The 14,655-nt window shown below is 45.4% G+C and carries 19 protein-coding genes and 1 tRNA gene; 9 read left to right on the forward strand and 11 right to left on the reverse strand.

Annotated features, from left to right (window positions below; translation table 11 throughout):
• Positions 1-27 precede the first annotated feature (27 nt).
• A complete protein-coding gene (locus tag V4534_02360) occupies positions 28-414 on the forward strand; it encodes a DUF4156 domain-containing protein (protein MES2503701.1) in 387 nt (128 codons plus the stop codon).
• 5 nt (positions 415-419) lie between these two features.
• On the opposite strand, the gene V4534_02365 is transcribed toward V4534_02360, so the two are convergent.
• Positions 420-1,094, reverse strand: coding sequence for a hypothetical protein (locus V4534_02365; protein MES2503702.1), 675 nt, complete (start codon positions 1,092-1,094; stop codon positions 420-422).
• 126 nt (positions 1,095-1,220) lie between these two features.
• On the opposite strand from V4534_02365, the gene V4534_02370 reads away from it, so the two are divergent.
• Positions 1,221-1,604, forward strand: coding sequence for a DUF4156 domain-containing protein (locus V4534_02370; protein MES2503703.1), 384 nt, complete (start codon positions 1,221-1,223; stop codon positions 1,602-1,604).
• Positions 1,605-1,636: 32 nt separating this feature from the next.
• Here V4534_02370 and V4534_02375 read toward each other — a convergent pair whose 3' ends face one another.
• Positions 1,637-2,110, reverse strand: a complete 474-nt coding sequence (locus V4534_02375; protein MES2503704.1) for a hypothetical protein — start codon at positions 2,108-2,110, stop codon at positions 1,637-1,639.
• A 505-nt stretch (positions 2,111-2,615) separates the two neighbouring features.
• Complete coding sequence (gene fumC, locus V4534_02380; GenBank protein MES2503705.1) at positions 2,616-3,995, reverse strand: class II fumarate hydratase; 1,380 nt, start codon at positions 3,993-3,995, stop codon at positions 2,616-2,618.
• A 17-nt stretch (positions 3,996-4,012) separates the two neighbouring features.
• On the opposite strand from fumC, the gene V4534_02385 reads away from it, so the two are divergent.
• Positions 4,013-4,681 carry a CYTH domain-containing protein gene (locus V4534_02385; GenBank protein ID MES2503706.1) on the forward strand — a complete coding sequence of 223 codons (669 nt, stop codon included), beginning with the start codon at positions 4,013-4,015 and terminating at the stop codon, positions 4,679-4,681.
• Here the strand turns inward: V4534_02385 and V4534_02390 are convergent.
• Both V4534_02390 and V4534_02395 read right to left on the reverse strand, forming a co-directional pair.
• Positions 4,678-5,214, reverse strand: a complete 537-nt coding sequence (locus tag V4534_02390; protein MES2503707.1) for an SRPBCC family protein — start codon at positions 5,212-5,214, stop codon at positions 4,678-4,680. The genes V4534_02385 and V4534_02390 overlap by 4 nt on opposite strands.
• A gap of 18 nt (positions 5,215-5,232) precedes the next feature.
• Positions 5,233-5,700 (reverse strand): VOC family protein, encoded by a 468-nt coding sequence (locus V4534_02395; protein ID MES2503708.1) that lies wholly within the window; start codon positions 5,698-5,700, stop codon positions 5,233-5,235.
• 77 nt (positions 5,701-5,777) lie between these two features.
• Between V4534_02395 and V4534_02400 the strand changes: the two genes are divergently transcribed.
• Both V4534_02400 and V4534_02405 read left to right on the forward strand, forming a co-directional pair.
• Positions 5,778-5,854 (forward strand) — tRNA-Arg (locus V4534_02400).
• A gap of 201 nt (positions 5,855-6,055) precedes the next feature.
• Positions 6,056-6,334, forward strand: coding sequence for a hypothetical protein (locus V4534_02405; protein MES2503709.1), 279 nt, complete (start codon positions 6,056-6,058; stop codon positions 6,332-6,334).
• A 196-nt stretch (positions 6,335-6,530) separates the two neighbouring features.
• Here the strand turns inward: V4534_02405 and V4534_02410 are convergent, their stop codons facing one another.
• Positions 6,531-7,439, reverse strand: a complete 909-nt coding sequence (locus V4534_02410; GenBank protein MES2503710.1) for an alpha/beta hydrolase — start codon at positions 7,437-7,439, stop codon at positions 6,531-6,533.
• Positions 7,440-7,667: 228 nt separating this feature from the next.
• Between V4534_02410 and V4534_02415 the strand changes: the two genes are divergently transcribed.
• Positions 7,668-7,832 (forward strand): hypothetical protein, encoded by a 165-nt coding sequence (locus V4534_02415; GenBank protein MES2503711.1) that lies wholly within the window; start codon positions 7,668-7,670, stop codon positions 7,830-7,832.
• 201 nt (positions 7,833-8,033) lie between these two features.
• On the opposite strand, the gene V4534_02420 is transcribed toward V4534_02415, so the two are convergent.
• Together V4534_02420 and V4534_02425 are read right to left on the reverse strand one after the other, a co-directional pair.
• Complete coding sequence (locus V4534_02420) at positions 8,034-8,870, reverse strand: nucleotidyl transferase AbiEii/AbiGii toxin family protein (GenBank protein MES2503712.1); 837 nt, start codon at positions 8,868-8,870, stop codon at positions 8,034-8,036.
• Positions 8,871-8,872: 2 nt separating this feature from the next.
• Positions 8,873-9,457, reverse strand: coding sequence for a type IV toxin-antitoxin system AbiEi family antitoxin domain-containing protein (locus V4534_02425; GenBank protein MES2503713.1), 585 nt, complete (start codon positions 9,455-9,457; stop codon positions 8,873-8,875).
• Between the two features lie 298 nt (positions 9,458-9,755).
• Here V4534_02425 and ubiG point away from each other — a divergent pair, with 298 nt between their 5' ends.
• Positions 9,756-10,466, forward strand: a complete 711-nt coding sequence (gene ubiG, locus V4534_02430; GenBank protein ID MES2503714.1) for a bifunctional 2-polyprenyl-6-hydroxyphenol methylase/3-demethylubiquinol 3-O-methyltransferase UbiG — start codon at positions 9,756-9,758, stop codon at positions 10,464-10,466.
• 103 nt (positions 10,467-10,569) lie between these two features.
• Here ubiG and V4534_02435 read toward each other — a convergent pair whose 3' ends face one another.
• Positions 10,570-11,304 carry an endonuclease/exonuclease/phosphatase family protein gene (locus V4534_02435; protein ID MES2503715.1) on the reverse strand — a complete coding sequence of 245 codons (735 nt, stop codon included), beginning with the start codon at positions 11,302-11,304 and terminating at the stop codon, positions 10,570-10,572.
• Positions 11,304-11,795 (reverse strand): GyrI-like domain-containing protein, encoded by a 492-nt coding sequence (locus V4534_02440; GenBank protein MES2503716.1) that lies wholly within the window; start codon positions 11,793-11,795, stop codon positions 11,304-11,306. The genes V4534_02435 and V4534_02440 overlap by 1 nt, the downstream gene beginning before the upstream one ends.
• 271 nt (positions 11,796-12,066) lie before the next feature.
• Between V4534_02440 and V4534_02445 the strand changes: the two genes are divergently transcribed.
• Positions 12,067-12,807, forward strand: coding sequence for a hypothetical protein (locus V4534_02445; protein ID MES2503717.1), 741 nt, complete (start codon positions 12,067-12,069; stop codon positions 12,805-12,807).
• A 189-nt stretch (positions 12,808-12,996) separates the two neighbouring features.
• On the opposite strand, the gene V4534_02450 is transcribed toward V4534_02445, so the two are convergent.
• A complete protein-coding gene (locus tag V4534_02450; GenBank protein MES2503718.1) occupies positions 12,997-13,677 on the reverse strand; it encodes a hypothetical protein in 681 nt (226 codons plus the stop codon).
• Between the two features lie 85 nt (positions 13,678-13,762).
• Here V4534_02450 and V4534_02455 point away from each other — a divergent pair, with 85 nt between their 5' ends.
• The gene (locus tag V4534_02455; protein ID MES2503719.1) at positions 13,763-14,395 is read left to right on the forward strand and encodes an RING finger domain-containing protein; all 633 of its coding nucleotides are present in this window, start codon (positions 13,763-13,765) and stop codon (positions 14,393-14,395) included.
• Positions 14,396-14,655 lie beyond the last annotated feature (260 nt).

Below are 14,655 nucleotides of genomic sequence, written 5' to 3' on the forward strand. Positions count from 1 at the left end.
CGATAAAAACCATATATAGTGCATATTATGTCACGCTTATATGTTTCAATTGCTTGCTGCCTACTCGCTTCATCCTGTATCACTCATCTAAAATCAGGCGCAGAACGCATCATTGTGAGTCGAACACCAGCACCGAAAGGCTGCAAATACCAAGGCCAAGTCATGGGCAGCCAAGGCAACGCTATCGTCGGCGGCGTCAAAAGCAATAGAAAATTAGCCCTAGGCGCAATGAACGATCTAAGAAACGAAGCATTAGCTCTAGGCGCAAACTACGTTCAACTTGAAACAAACCAAGCCGGAATGACCGGCGGCGGCGGCACCCTCAACGGCTCCGGCGGCAGCAGCCTCCAGATGACCGACGTCACCAACGTCGGCAATGCTTACACATGCAACCCAGAAGAAATCGGCCTTTAACCTTTCTAAATAGAGACCGGCGGTTTAGGAACCAATTTCACTCTCTCCAAATAGAGTCGCGCCGCCACAGGACTCGTTTTGGCAATTCTCGCAGCAACTCTATCAAAAAATTGTTGCGACTGCTTAGGACCATGATTAAAAGTAATGGTCCGATGCGAAACAACGACATTTAACTCCGGAAATTCGGAAGCAATCTCACGTTCGATTGAACCAAATTCGCCATCCACACTACGGCAATAAGGTTTTCCAGCAGCTCGTAAACTAGGAGCCAACGCCACAGGCTGAATTGGAGGATTAATCGGTATCGCTTCATATAGAGGGAAAAAAATCAAATCATTTTGGTTATCTGCAGATACCGTATTCGCCACATGCACCTGGTCATCCCCCTGATGGGCAAGCACATTAATCGTCAGAGACATTAGATGGGCTGCCAAATCAGGACTATCAAATGACACAACAAAACCACTTGGTAATAACGAAGCAACACTGTAATGCGCAGAATTAAACTGCAAATGCTGCAAAATATAAATCAATTGAGCCATTAGAACTTCAGAAGACAACTGAAGGTAGGCAGGAGGAAATCGAACACCAACATGGCTCTTTGGCAGAGTGGAGTTATTAGCACTCAAAGAAAACCCAGACATGAAAAGCAGGTAAATCAAGGCCGTATTTTTAAACATTTTATCCCTTTATAAAAAGATAAAAAAGCATAAATCCTACATTTTGACAACTTGCAGGACACGCAGCCTTAAACCATATCCTCAGGCTTAACCCGCTCGTCAAACTCTGCAGCGGTCATCAAGTTCATCGCCAGGACCGCTTCTTTCAGCGAAACCGCTCACCTCAAATCTGGAGCAGACCGCGTCATCTTAACCCGCAACGCAGCTCCCCAAAGCTGCAAACACCTGGGTCAAGTCATCGGCAGCCAAGGAAATATGCTCACCGGCACCATGACCAGCAACAAAAAGCTAGCCGAAGGCGCGATGAACGACACCAGAAATAAAGCCCATGCTTTAGGCGCTAACTATGTCCAGTTAGAAACCAACCAAGCCGGCATGAGCGGCGAAGGTGGCACGCACAAAGGCTCAGGTGGTAACAGTTTCAAACCGCCGATATCACCAATATCGGCAATGCCTACCACTGCTTTCCAGAGGATATTGGCCTCTAATGCGGAATCCAGGTTTCGATAACCCGGATTTTTTTATCGCAAAACCAGCAGGGTTTATTGATCAACTTGAATGCAGTACAGGTTAGCTGATGCGGAACTGCAAAGTTGGGTAGCACTTCCGTTGGAAAACCAGTTAGCTGGAATCGGACTCATGGCTGGGTCTGACATATTCACACTCAAATTGGCGCTTTTGCTTGACCAGTTAGCGCAATTTAAGCCAGAGGCCACATCATTGAAATTAACTGCTCCAGTCCATGCGAATTGCCCCGTTGGCGTTTTGTTTTCAGTAAACGTAATACCCACGAGAGGAGGATCGGTGAGAAGAGCCGATAGGCTTTCCGAAAACACCTTTGTAGCGGTACCGGCTGGAGTATTGAGAATGACCGGATGATCATATAATATGCGAGATTGGATTCTGGTATATGCACTGCTAGTATCGCTAGCAATCATTGCCATCCAGATGCCATTTAGTTTATTAGGTGTTGCTCCATTGGCAGCATCTTGGCATAATTTGTCGGCATCGCTCACACTTGCAAATGATGTGCCTTCAGGCGTGTAAGCAGCTCCAGACAAATAAGATTTAACGGAAGTGAATACGAGCCTTCCAGCTTGGCAAGTTCCGGATACACAAGCATTGTCAGTTCCGGTGCAGATGGCGCCTGTACTTCCACACTGACATTTGCCCGGGCCTGTGCCAGCGGCAACATATCCGACGCAATTATTACTTGCGCCTATGCAATTGGCCGCGGCAGTGCATTCAGAACCTGACAATGCTCTGCAAGATTTTGTTCCAGCATCACAGATTTGCCCAGAGTCGCAATCCGAGTTGGCTGTACAGGTTTTTTCACTATTACTACAAGATGTTGAAAAGGCGATCAGGACTAATAGAAATCCAAGGTGTCTTATCATATTTTAGTATTCTCCAGATAAAACGATATTTGAAAATCGATCACGGAATCAATTCTTTTTCCTAAATTTCGAAGACATCGGTCTATAAAGAAGCTCTTCCAAAGGGCTGGATTGCCATATCGTCTTAAACCATCTCTTCTGGCTTCACACGCTCATCAAACTCTTCAGCCGTCATCAAGTTCATTGCCAAAACGGCCTCTTTCAAAGTGGTTCCTTCAGCGTGTGCCTTCTTCGCAGCCTTCGCAGCATTGTCGTAACCAATATAGGGGTTCAGAGCCGTTACCAGCATCAGAGAGCGACCTTTCAGCTCCTCAATACGGGGCAAGTTTGCGGTCATCCCGCTCATACAATTCTCATCGAAACTAAGACAAGCGTCAGCGAGTAACCGAATCGACTGTAAAACATTATAGATAATCACCGGCTTAAAGACGTTCAGTTCAAAATTTCCCTGACTTCCCGCCATCATCACCGCTTGATGATTGCCCATCACTTGGCAGCAAATCATGGTCATTGCTTCAGACTGTGTCGGATTAACTTTGCCAGGCATTATCGAAGAGCCCGGTTCATTCTCAGGGATATTGATTTCTCCAAGCCCGCCCCGAGGGCCACTAGCCATCCATCTCACATCATTCGCAATCTTCATGAGCGCACAAGCTAACGTTCCTAAAAGCCCCGACAACGAAACCAAGGCATCGTTACCCGCTAAGGCCGCAAACTTATTGGGCGCCGTCACAAATGCATAACCAGTGACCAATTTTAAACGTTCAGCAATTTGATGCGCGTAATCCGGATGCGCATTAAGCCCCGTGCCAACCGCAGTCCCACCTGCGGCTAACTCGCAAATCTGTGGGCTAAACGTAATAATCGCTTCTTTGGCAGCTTTTAGCTGGCTACTCCAACCACTAATTTCCTGACCTAAAGTGATAGGTGTTGCGTCCTGCAAATGCGTGCGTCCCATTTTAACCAAATTGCTATACTCACGAGCCTTCGCATCCAAAGTTGAAACCAACTGCTCGAGAGCTGGAAATAGGCGCTCGTGCAGACTTAACACAGCCGCCACATGCATTGCGGTTGGAAAAGTATCATTGGTGCTTTGACTCTTATTAACATGGTCATTCGGGTGAACGGGTTTTTTGCTGCCAACAACCCCGCCAGCAGCTTCAATTGCTCGATTAGAAATCACTTCGTTCAGGTTCATATTTGTTTGTGTGCCTGAGCCGGTCTGCCATACCGCCAAGGGAAACTGGTCATCCAACACACCATCCGCAACTTCCCCCGCTGCCTTTTGAATCAACTGCGCAATTTCGGGCGAGAGTTCTTTAAGTTCAGCATTCACATAAGCCGCCGCCTGCTTCACCAACGCATAAGCCCGGATAAACTCCGGTTGAAACCGCTCATCGCCAATCTTAAAATTCCGCAAACTTCGCTGGGTCTGTGCACCCCAGTACGCTTTTGCAGGCACTTCAATCTCACCAAAGCTATCTGTTTCAATGCGTGTACTCATGCTAGCCTCCTACCACCATGATTCGTGAAATTGAACTCAAATACCGCTTCGAAGACCTCAGCGCTTTTCAAAAAATGCTATCTAGCTTGCCCGCTCCGACTCGAATTGAGAAACAAACCAACAACTTCTTCGACACACAAAGCCTCAGCTTAAAAGCCGAACATATTTTTCTTAGATTGAGGCAATCAAACGAAGATTTCTATTTCACCTGCAAAGCCAAGCCCGAGAATATGGCGAAGCCTTCTGACACGCTGTCCATTCATGATGAATGGGAAGAAAAGCTTGCAGACGCTGACGCACAAGCTCTGTTTACAGGCCAAGAACATCCTCTCAATCTTTTAAAACGGTCCTGGCCCAATGAATCAGAAAGCTCAAAACAGACCCGGCAGTCCTTATTAAACCGCATTAATAATCTAAACCTAACCCAGCCAATCGCTTGGGTAGGCAGTTTTAAAAACACCCGCACCCATGTAGCCTTCAATATTTTAAATCAGCCTTTGGACTTGGAATTCGATGCCACCGACTTTGGCAGTCGCATTGACTACGAAGTTGAGTGCGAACTGCCCGCCACCATGGACCCGACTCATGCGGAATCAGAACTCCAGGCGCTGTTTGAACAAGCAGGCGTTCAAGCCGGAGCATCCTCTGGCAAAGCAGAGCGATTTTTCAAGCTGAATCGCTCTTAGTTTTCGACTGAAACCTGCAGATTAAGCTGTTCTAAGCCATAAGCCATCTGCTTTTTCATCATCAAACCGATCAAAAACCCTTTCCATCTTTCGAAAAAGTTAATGCCTTCACCTCGATCAATCCAAGTAACTTCGGTCTGACCATTCAATTCACGAAATACAAATTCGCCAATCAAGCCTGAAGTCGAGCCGTTCATATCCATGATTAACTGATATACAATCCCTTCAGCAGCATCCGCCTTGGTAATATGCAAATTGCCATTACCCATGTCCTTGCTGACCCAGTTCCACTGAGCCCCAACGCCCTCTTCAGGACCTGAATAGGTGGAAATCATGCCATATTCAACATCTTTCCAAGGCGACCATTCTTGCCATTTTTTCAAATTGGCCACTTTGCGGTATATCTTAAGCGGGCTAGCTGCCATCACTTTGGACTGTGAGATTTCCCACTGCGCTGGCAATAACATGCCGACCACAACAAATATAACCACTAAGAAAGCAACGATAATTGCGAGTATTTTTAGGAATTTCATCTAAATAGAGTAACTCCGTTACTTTTGCTCAGCAACCTTTTTAAGTTCAGCAATATCAAATTTTTTCATTTTCAAGAACGCCTGCGTGACGCGCGCAATTTTCGCATGGTCTTTCGAAGCCATCATTTCATTCATTATCGTAGGTACAATCTGCCAAGAAACGCCAAACTTATCTTTCAACCACCCACATTGCTCGGATTCAGGCACGGCAGAGAGCTTTTCCCAATAAGTATCAATTTCTTGTTGAGTTTCGCAGGTCACCACAAAAGAAATCGACTCGTTAAACTTAAAGAAGGGCCCAGCACTCATCAAGGTAAAATGCTGCCCGAAAAGCTCTACATCTATGATTTCAACCTCTCCTGATGGCGTGCCGCTTAAAGTGGTCGCATTCACAATCCGCGAGCCTGGAAATACACTTGTATAAAGCTCTGCCGCCTGGCGCGCCTCTTTATCAAACCAAAGATGAGGTGTAATTTTATTAATCATGGGATCAACAATATCACCCAAGGGCCGTTGACAGCAAAACAGCTCCGTGAGAAAAGCAAACCTTCGTTAACGAAAGCGCACCCGTAGCTCAGCTGGATAGAGCATCAGACTACGAATCTGGGGGTCACATGTTCGAATCATGTCGGGTGCACCAATGTTTAAGAAACTCGTTTTAGTCTGTCTCCTTTCACACAGTATTTCCACGCCGGTTTCTGCAAATATCATGTTGCCGACTTTTACCAAAGAAAACGGCAAATGGATTATGTATGGTTAACAACTTTATCAGGCGACTAGGCCGATTGCCGAAATTATTTTCCAGATAACTTTTTGGGCAGGAAAATTACCAGAGGCACCATTGAAACAAGCCTTAACTGATGTTCTCAGCGATCGAGGCAAAGCATCTGGCGTAGCCAGCGATAGCATAGGCACTGACCATACACTCTACCATGCATCAGCAGGTCTAGATGGAGCTACTGCCACCCTTCTTTATGTAATCATTAATGGTGTCAGCCACATAATCGCAATCGCGCAGCACGTAATTGTTAAAAAATGCCAAACTCCGGCTTATGACGTTCTTTGCCACGATCCAGCTTACAAGATGAACCCTCAAGGCATCAGGCTTTTAGGGATTTAATTTTATCGTTCCTTGCTGCGGAGCGTACCAGAACCTGATCAGCATTAAACCAAACAGGCAATCTTGGCAGAATACACGCTTCGCGATATGAGGCTCTACCTGAAAACATCAAAACCAGCTTGCCCACGATTGAGCAGTTGGAGACTGAATTGTCGAAAGGATTTAAAGAAAAATAAAACAGCCAATCCGACCCCTGTCAATGACAAACGGACGGCTTGCCGGCAATACATTCGGTGACCGGATGCGACTTCCTGTAATCTTGCACCATATCTCTAATCGCATCGACAATAATTTGCGGTTGGTACAACGGAATCATGTGCCCACTTTCTTTCGCAATGAGATGGCGGCTATTACTAGAAAGCTGAACCAATTCCAGTTGTAGTTCGGGCCATACTTTGTTCATTTGTTTGATTTTTGCCGCGTACTCCTCATCCATATCCGCTGTAACTCCGTCCGGCTTGCCTTGACTAACCACGATGAGAGGTTTGTTGCCGAGTTTTCTGTCCATTTTCTTTAAATCATCAGCGCTGCCGTCTACAGACTTACCTTCTGCTGTTGTCGCTTCCTCGATATTGGATCTCATCATCAAGTCAAAAGCATATGTAAGCTGAACATCAGAGAAGTCTGGTGGAATAGGATATTTGGTTTTGTCCTTCTCTATCACCCAGTCTTTGACGAAGTCGAAATGCCTGGCGAAAAAAGTCTCCAAACGTTGCCAGAGAGACGGTGATTGGTCGGGAAAACGCGGCAACCGTTTATGTTGCTCTTCATGCACAGAGTCCACCAGAATCAAACCTTTAACCTGACTCGGATATAGCGCCTCAAATACTCGAATAAACATGCCTCCTAAGGAGTGTCCTACCAGTAAATACGGTGGTTTGATCCCTGCCGCATGCAAGAGCGTTTGCAATTCTTCCGCAACGACTTTTCCAGTCCTAGGATTGGGTCCTAATTCGCTGAGGCCATATCCGGCGCGATCATAGCTGCAAACGCGTGAATATTGAGCAGCTGCTCGTTGCACAGGCCCCCAAAGATACCAAGGGCAACCAGACCCTGCCTCTAAGATCACGGTTGGACTGCCGCTCCCGAGACAGTATAGATGCATTCTGACGCCCCCCTACATCGACAAGCTCGTCAGTCTCGTTCAAAGCGGCAGCTTCTGAAGGAGAAACAAAACGTGGCCACGCCGCTGAACTTGGTTCGGCACAGGCTGTTAATGAAAACAAAAGTAGTATTTGAAGAGCAATAGGTTTCATGTCTGGCTTATTTTAACAAAATAGTCTTTGAGTTGGTTCATTTGCCCCTGTTTACTGCTCCTGCGGGCTGTTGCACAGTGGGTTTCCGATCGGCCTGGCTTCACGAAATCTATTGGAACGTTCTGAAATTCGAAGTTGGCTATTGGCTTCGAACAAGTAAAGCTGGTCAAGGCGTCATGACAGAGACAGTCGATGCATTGACGTTGGAACAATTAGAAATACATGTGTGTATTCGAGGTTAGTGTGACCAGATATGATTTTCCACAAAAGGTGCTTTGATCGTGACTCCATGGAACTAGAAGCCGCCGCGCTCGTGTTTTATGATGAAGCGGGCTGTGTACGGCTTTTAGGTCGTGATGAGAATACATGCACTCTGAACATCGAGCAGGTCGTTCCCGGGACAACCTTGAAATCACTGTTTCCATTTAGAGATGATGACGCTGTCAAGATGGTAATTTCTTCAAAAAATCGTTCAGGGATTCAATCACCTCAGCAATATCTCGGGGAGCATCCGTCAGCTTTTCTCTTATCAGAAAATGAGCCCAACGGATTTGTAGCACCTCAATCTGAGCTGCGTCAAAGAATATGCCCTTGGGCACTGCCGTTTTTCGATTCTGAAATGTCGCTTCGATAGCAGCCTTCAACTTTTGCGGACTCTCCAAACTCTGGCTAAGCTTCAACAAATCGTAATAATCTTTCATACGCGAGTTGGTTTCTTTTTTGGCCGAGGCAATGTGTAGCTTCTCCGCAAAAATCGATTCCGGTGGATAAGTCAGGATCGAGAAATCCTGGCCCATAAGCGGCATGCCTTTATAATGCATTCTCGGCAGTGTCATTTTTACCGGATCTACAACGTCGCCAAGCGCCAAATCCATTTGAACTTTTCCGCGCACCTGACCTAGTTGAAACGGACAAATTATCCGAGCACCTGGCTCTTCCAAGTCTGGATGGCTAAGTACTTCGGCCTCTGCCCTGCCCCATGTGACACCGTCATCCAATGGGATATCCAGAATTGCATGAATCACTTTGAGCAGGTCATCAGTCCGATTGCTGAGCTGCTTAATCGAAAAGTCAATGTCACGGGTTTTACGACTGGTCTCAACGAGGTAGACCAATAGCGAGCCGCCCTTGAATATGAATTGCTGAGAGACAGGAGATTGGCTGAGTCTGGCTAAAAACTGCTCCGCGCCAAACCGATCGAGAAGCACTTGAAGCTCGACATTCTTTTCTTTGGCCATATTCAGCAATTTGGCCTTAAGGCTGGGTATATTCACGCTCATATTTACTCATCCGCCATAAGAGCTGTCACAATTTTATCAAGTGGCTTTCGCATCTTCCTAGCATAGTCGCAAAGCTTAGATACATTTTTGTCTTTACGTTTAAGATAGCCCTTCAGAGCTTTATAGGCGACTTCGTCAGATTGATATTTGAATGCATCGACCACCGTTTTTTCGATATCGTAGATTCGGACATCATGTTTACCAAAGCGATGCACGGTAATTCCAAGCACGTAATTGAGGCCGCGCGCGCGAGTAACGCGGTAACGCGGGTCCTTCAGCTTCTTATTGAAAGGAAGCGTAATGCATATTTGCCTCTCTTCTTGGTCTGTCAGCTTGTAATAGCTGAGAGCAGAAATGCCTGAAACTACAGCGTCTGGGTTTAGGGCGCAGACTGGGCGATACTTTTTGAGAGGGTCTGTGAGCCAATCGATATCATGGGCATAGATGCCTCGGTCGATCCGAAAAAGTTCCTCTTTAGCGACCATCCTAGTGAGCATCATGGGGCTAACGCCAAAGTTCCGTGCTTCATCAAGCGTGATAAAGTCGTTCTTTCGGAGCAGTTTTTCTAGCATACCTTGGGCATTCATAACCCTATGTTAACAAAGTTCCACAATTTTATCAACATGGAACCCTACTAACATTTCCTTGGAGCCTAACTGTAGCCGATGGAACGAAAACGGGCGTATCTCGGCAACCGTCCACGAAATCTGAATCTCAGATTTTGCCTTTATTTTTAACATGTTAGAACACCAGCGAACAATGGCGAATTCACTCCAATGCGAACTACGAATCTGGGGGCCGTCGCTCGACAAGTAAATCGAGACCATCTGGCAACTGAACCCGCTAAGATATAATATTCATTCTATTTTATGATAATATATTTCGATGTTCAAAGATTTAAAGCGCCACAATCGCGAAACTGAACTTCGCTGGGATGATGAGAAAAAACTGGCTCAATGGCAGCAACTAAACGCCCATCGGTTTCGATATTTTGACCTATTTGTGCCTAGCTGGAAAGGTTTAAAAGTCCTAGATTTAAACTGTGCCGCAGGTTTTAGCAGCGAATTTTTAGCGCGGCAGGGAGCGGTCGTCGTTGGCACTGACCCTTCGTCCGCGTTAATCAAGACAGCCCAAAATCATGCCCAGTTGAGGCCGTTAGAAATTGAATATCGTCCATGGATAGGAGAGAGCCTACCCTTCGATGATAGTTCATTTGACATAGTTATGGGCGTGGATGTTTTAGAGCATGTAGCCGATGTGAGAAAAGTCATATCAGAAATCTTCCGGGTGTTAAAACCCAATGGCTTTTTGTTATTTGATGGGATTAATCGAACTTTTTTTGCCAAAATGAAAATGATTTGGCTTCTAGAATATATTATTGGCGAACTTACTCTCGGCTCTCATGATTGGCGCAAATTTGTTAAGCCTGAGGAACTCCATCATCTCTTAACCCAGCATGGGTTTGGCGAAATCACATTTAAAGGCTTTGATATTCGCGGAAAAAATCGAAAAACGGGGGAGCTAAAAATAGTATTGAATGATAGTTTGTCGGTGCAATATGTCGGCAAATGCGTGAAACAGCCGACGTCATTTTGAGGCATTGGTGCGTCGTCAAGGTATTTGTCGTTGAGTATGTTGCTGATGCAGATAAACGACTGTGCCCAAAGCAACCCACAAAACGATGTTTTCAAACGTGGACTCAACAATCAAAGTCTAAAAACAATGACGCATGGTCAGAAACTTCGTCTTTCATGACTTCAAAATGATTGACGCTGATTTCTGGCGACACAAAAACATAATCAGCAAACTTCTCATTTTTTTGATAGAAACTTGTTCTTGTAGAAGTGATATTGTGGGTCTTAATCAGATTGGTCATCCCGACTTCAAGAATCTTCAAGCTTTCAGTGTCGGGCTTTAGGTTAAAATCGCCACATAGGATTTTAGGCCCATCGCAAGTATTCAAGAAATCTTTAATGTTCTTGGACTGGGTGATTCTCTCATGCGTGTCCGTTTTACCTTGGCCATTCCATAGGCCATGCACATTCGAGACTGTATAAGTCTGGTTATTTTCTTGAAAGCGAACCCACTGCAAATTTCTCTGATGTGTCGGACCCATGCCCGGATAAATTGGGTTATCGTGGATTTTGACTTCGCCTTCATCAATAACGCGAATTGAGTTTCTGATAAACACGCCAATGCCGTAGGAGTTATTCACAACAGGCTTGAAATAACCCTGATGATTCGGCAAAAGGGCCCCAATATCTGAAAATATATCCAAACTGACTTCGAAGCCATCGAGTGTGCATGTTGTATGGGCAGCATTGTGATAAACTTCCTGAAGACAGAAAATATCGATTTCTTGGTGTATTTCTATGAAGTCCAACAGGGGCTGGCGAATGTGGCCGCCCCAAATATTCAGTGTGACAAGTTTCATTAATTCTTTAACCCGATATAAATATCTAAAACGGTTTTCTCACGATCCGAGGCTCGTTCATCGTAGATTTCGAAATCTGTCAGGTAAGACCGTTCCCCACCCAGTTCCTTAGAAGACATATTCCAAATAGCAAACCATGGCTCTCGAACCACCTGTGGCATAGCTCCGGGTCCGTTGGTAAATTTTGCATAAAGCTGTGCCGGTATGGTGAGTTTTTCAAAACCAACTGGCGCTGAGCTAAAGTCACTTACCTCTTCACCAATAAAATAGGTGTAATCGCCCGTATAATCGCTTTCGTAATTGGTATAAGCGCAGAAAGTTGTGCCTGGTTTTTTGCGATTTTGTATTTGATTCGCCAATGCTCCATGAAAATAGCGCTGAATACAGCCGAGGATTTTACCGGTCGCAGGGTCTATTTCTGTCTCATTATTCGTCCGAATTGAAACGCCAACCAGCTTAATTTCTGGTAGTTGGATAGATTCTTGATGCATAGATGCATTTAAGTGCAGATTTCCACATTTGCCAACAGGCTGGCAGTCACTTTGGAGCTCGTACAAGGCAGCCTTCTTTTTATTAAATCGACAATTTCAGGAAAAGACTCTTTGATTCGATCGCCACGGTTCACATGTCTTGAGATGAAATGGCAGCTCGGATTTGCTAAACCGATATGTTGGCGGCGTTGACATCAACAGCCTTAGTTGTTTTCAATGGAAAATCGCTTATAAAAACATAATGAACAGAGCAACATGTAACCGTCTATCGATGCGTATTTTTTTTTGCATTGCCGTTTTTTCAGCAACTCTGAGCGCCTGGACCCACTTGGAATTAGGCGCAGGAAACTATGGCGCTGAAGGCCATACCAGAGGTTCTCAACAAATGACGGTTTTAAAGAAACTCATGGCAACCGAGGCGCTCAACTACGTTCATGAGTTGCCCGAAAGCTACGATTATTTGGACCGACAGGCACAGTACAAAGTCTTATTTGATACCTTAGATGGATTAATCAAACGCCATGGACATGATGACGGGACTTTCTATGTAAATGACTTATTTTCGGATTATGCGGAGTTTGCAGCCGCTAGATTGTCTGAGTACGCACAGCAGCAAGGGCACAAAAACTTGAAAATCGAAGTGATTGCTGGAGATTATGAGAAAACAGAATTCCCAGGAGCCCCCTATGATAGCGTTCATTTAAAAAACGCAGAGGTCTCATTTTATCACGACCAGATGGATGGCGATGAAATGAGCTCAACGGAACAAAGTATCGACGCTGCCCGGCGGGTCTTACAAAAACTGGCGAATCTTTCTAAAGATGGCCTTTATTTCAACGTTGTTTTTCACTCAAGTTTTATTCCTGAAAATGAAATGAAGGCCATGGTATCTGGCGAGTTCTACCAAGAGACCCAAAATTGGCCGCGATTCTACTACTACTTTCCCGAAGGCCAAGGGAAAGTAATTCCATTAGTGAAAAACCTATTCATTGCGCGCCATGAACAATTCTAGGCCGGGTTCAGACATAACATGTAACAAGTTTGCTTCAGCATGGCACGAGCTCCTAGAATCCTGGTTCCACTTACATGGTACCCAATCACGAAATGTTACATGTTATGTCTGACAATTGCCCATCCAATATACGTATCTAAATGGTGTTGTGTCGACTCAAGTCTATTATCCTATGTAGGCAAGCCTGCCTTATAATCGCAAAAGCGGTAAGTTCCCGCCCGCTGCTGAAGGCCCTGGGCCGGAGTGAGATCCCGGAGATGACCACGCAGCATAATTTCGGCGAGGTTGGTAACGCTGCGCATTCCATAGAAAATTTTGGTACTCGGCATTTGTAAGTTGGATGTGGGGAGATCCGTCTATGTATGTTACGGAAATGCCTTGTAGATGAGCATATGCGATTTGATTCGGATACATTAATGGAAAGAAGCCTATGACTTCAATGGATTGTGGCGCCATTACTGAGTTCGGGATGGACGAAAAACTCGGTGCATGCCCCATTTTTTTGGGCCTGGCATATTCAATGGTCCAGCCACTCTTTGAATGGGGCTCAGTGAAGAGCTCGACTCTACCATGCTCACGATAGCCATTAAAGCCGCCTACCATATTAATTCGTTTGTGGTAGCTTACCAGCCAACTTGCTTGCTCGCCGCTTACTTGAGCGAACAGCGTCCCTGCAGAACGGCATTCGAAGCTGTCTGCCTTAAAGCCTAATCCTGCTAAAATGTTGGCGACAATACTAATCATCTCGGAATCTATCCACTTTTTTGAGAGGTTTCCGATGAACACTCGCTTTTGTTCATGAGGGGGAGGATCTCCTGCGGATAGGCTGACGGCGATTAGAAAACCAAGCAGAAATTTGTATTTTGACATGTGTCGAATATGCATTCGGGGTTGACCCTGTCAATTGGCGCTTTTTTACCATTGTAATTCTGCTAACATTCGTTAAATAGAACCAATGAGATTAATGCTTATTTTGCTGACATTAAATCTGTCTTTTATTAACCATGCGCATTCTACAAACGAGCAAGCTCTCGAAACTTGCCCGTTGCCCATTGAGGAGAAATCGTGGCTATACAATTTTGACAGTTTAGGGACGGGCATCGAACTATTTAATGCGCTCGCAATGCTTGTTATACATAACAAATTTGAGCTTACTCATGACAAATTTATCGGTGTGCGACCCTATGCAAACGTTTTGATGACTTCGCTGACATTGGGGCGACTCGTTTCGTATTTCACAGGTGCCAATGAATATTACAGCTATTTTTGCTATGCTAGCAGCGCTTTGATGATCGCCTCTATAACTGCAAGTATTCATTCAACATGGAATTCGGTCATGCTACGGCTGCCCTTGCCAGTTTGGCTGTTGTCCGCCGAACAGCGTGCCCTAAAGTTTACTGAATTAATGGGAAAAGTTATAAAAGGCCGGGGTACCTTCATGGAGACAACATGCACAATTTGCACAGATGACTACGTACCAGGTAATGCGATTTCTCACCTTGATTGTGGGCACGACTTCCACACAGACTGTCTAACTCATTGGATTCAAACCTTGCCGGGAGATTTGTGTCCATTGTGCAGGAAATAGATTGAAGTATGGTGGCGCGCCAATGGCTGCGTTCTTCCGTCTTTAGCGGCCCAAGCATTGACTTTAGTTTCGTTTTTGAGAAACAATCGTGCATGATAAAAACCGCCACACTTTTGTTTCTATTGAGCATTGCTAGCATCGCATCTACGAATATTTGCCAGGACTGTACGGCCGCCTGTCAGACAAGTGAGCTACTGCCCAGTAGCGTCGGCGGGGTTCCCAAAGAAGTCTTTTGCCGGACCTATACGTCTGCCTGTCAG

The sequence above is a fragment of the Myxococcota bacterium genome (assembly GCA_040387835.1).
Lineage (GTDB): Bacteria > Myxococcota > UBA727 > UBA727 > JABDBI01 > JAZKCZ01.

Coding starts and splice junctions, on each gene's coding strand:
- V4534_02360 (MES2503701.1), top strand. CDS start 28: ATGTCACGCTTATATGTTTCAATTGCTTGCTGCCTACTCGCTTCATCC.
- V4534_02365 (MES2503702.1), bottom strand. CDS start 1,094: ATGTTTAAAAATACGGCCTTGATTTACCTGCTTTTCATGTCTGGGTTT.
- fumC (MES2503705.1), bottom strand. CDS start 3,995: ATGAGTACACGCATTGAAACAGATAGCTTTGGTGAGATTGAAGTGCCT.
- V4534_02385 (MES2503706.1), top strand. CDS start 4,013: ATGATTCGTGAAATTGAACTCAAATACCGCTTCGAAGACCTCAGCGCT.
- V4534_02390 (MES2503707.1), bottom strand. CDS start 5,214: ATGAAATTCCTAAAAATACTCGCAATTATCGTTGCTTTCTTAGTGGTT.
- V4534_02395 (MES2503708.1), bottom strand. CDS start 5,700: ATGATTAATAAAATTACACCTCATCTTTGGTTTGATAAAGAGGCGCGC.
- V4534_02410 (MES2503710.1), bottom strand. CDS start 7,439: ATGCATCTATACTGTCTCGGGAGCGGCAGTCCAACCGTGATCTTAGAG.
- V4534_02420 (MES2503712.1), bottom strand. CDS start 8,870: ATGAGCGTGAATATACCCAGCCTTAAGGCCAAATTGCTGAATATGGCC.
- V4534_02425 (MES2503713.1), bottom strand. CDS start 9,457: ATGAATGCCCAAGGTATGCTAGAAAAACTGCTCCGAAAGAACGACTTT.
- ubiG (MES2503714.1), top strand. CDS start 9,756: ATGTTCAAAGATTTAAAGCGCCACAATCGCGAAACTGAACTTCGCTGG.
- V4534_02435 (MES2503715.1), bottom strand. CDS start 11,304: ATGAAACTTGTCACACTGAATATTTGGGGCGGCCACATTCGCCAGCCC.
- V4534_02440 (MES2503716.1), bottom strand. CDS start 11,795: ATGCATCAAGAATCTATCCAACTACCAGAAATTAAGCTGGTTGGCGTT.
- V4534_02445 (MES2503717.1), top strand. CDS start 12,067: ATGCGTATTTTTTTTTGCATTGCCGTTTTTTCAGCAACTCTGAGCGCC.
- V4534_02450 (MES2503718.1), bottom strand. CDS start 13,677: ATGTCAAAATACAAATTTCTGCTTGGTTTTCTAATCGCCGTCAGCCTA.
- V4534_02455 (MES2503719.1), top strand. CDS start 13,763: ATGAGATTAATGCTTATTTTGCTGACATTAAATCTGTCTTTTATTAAC.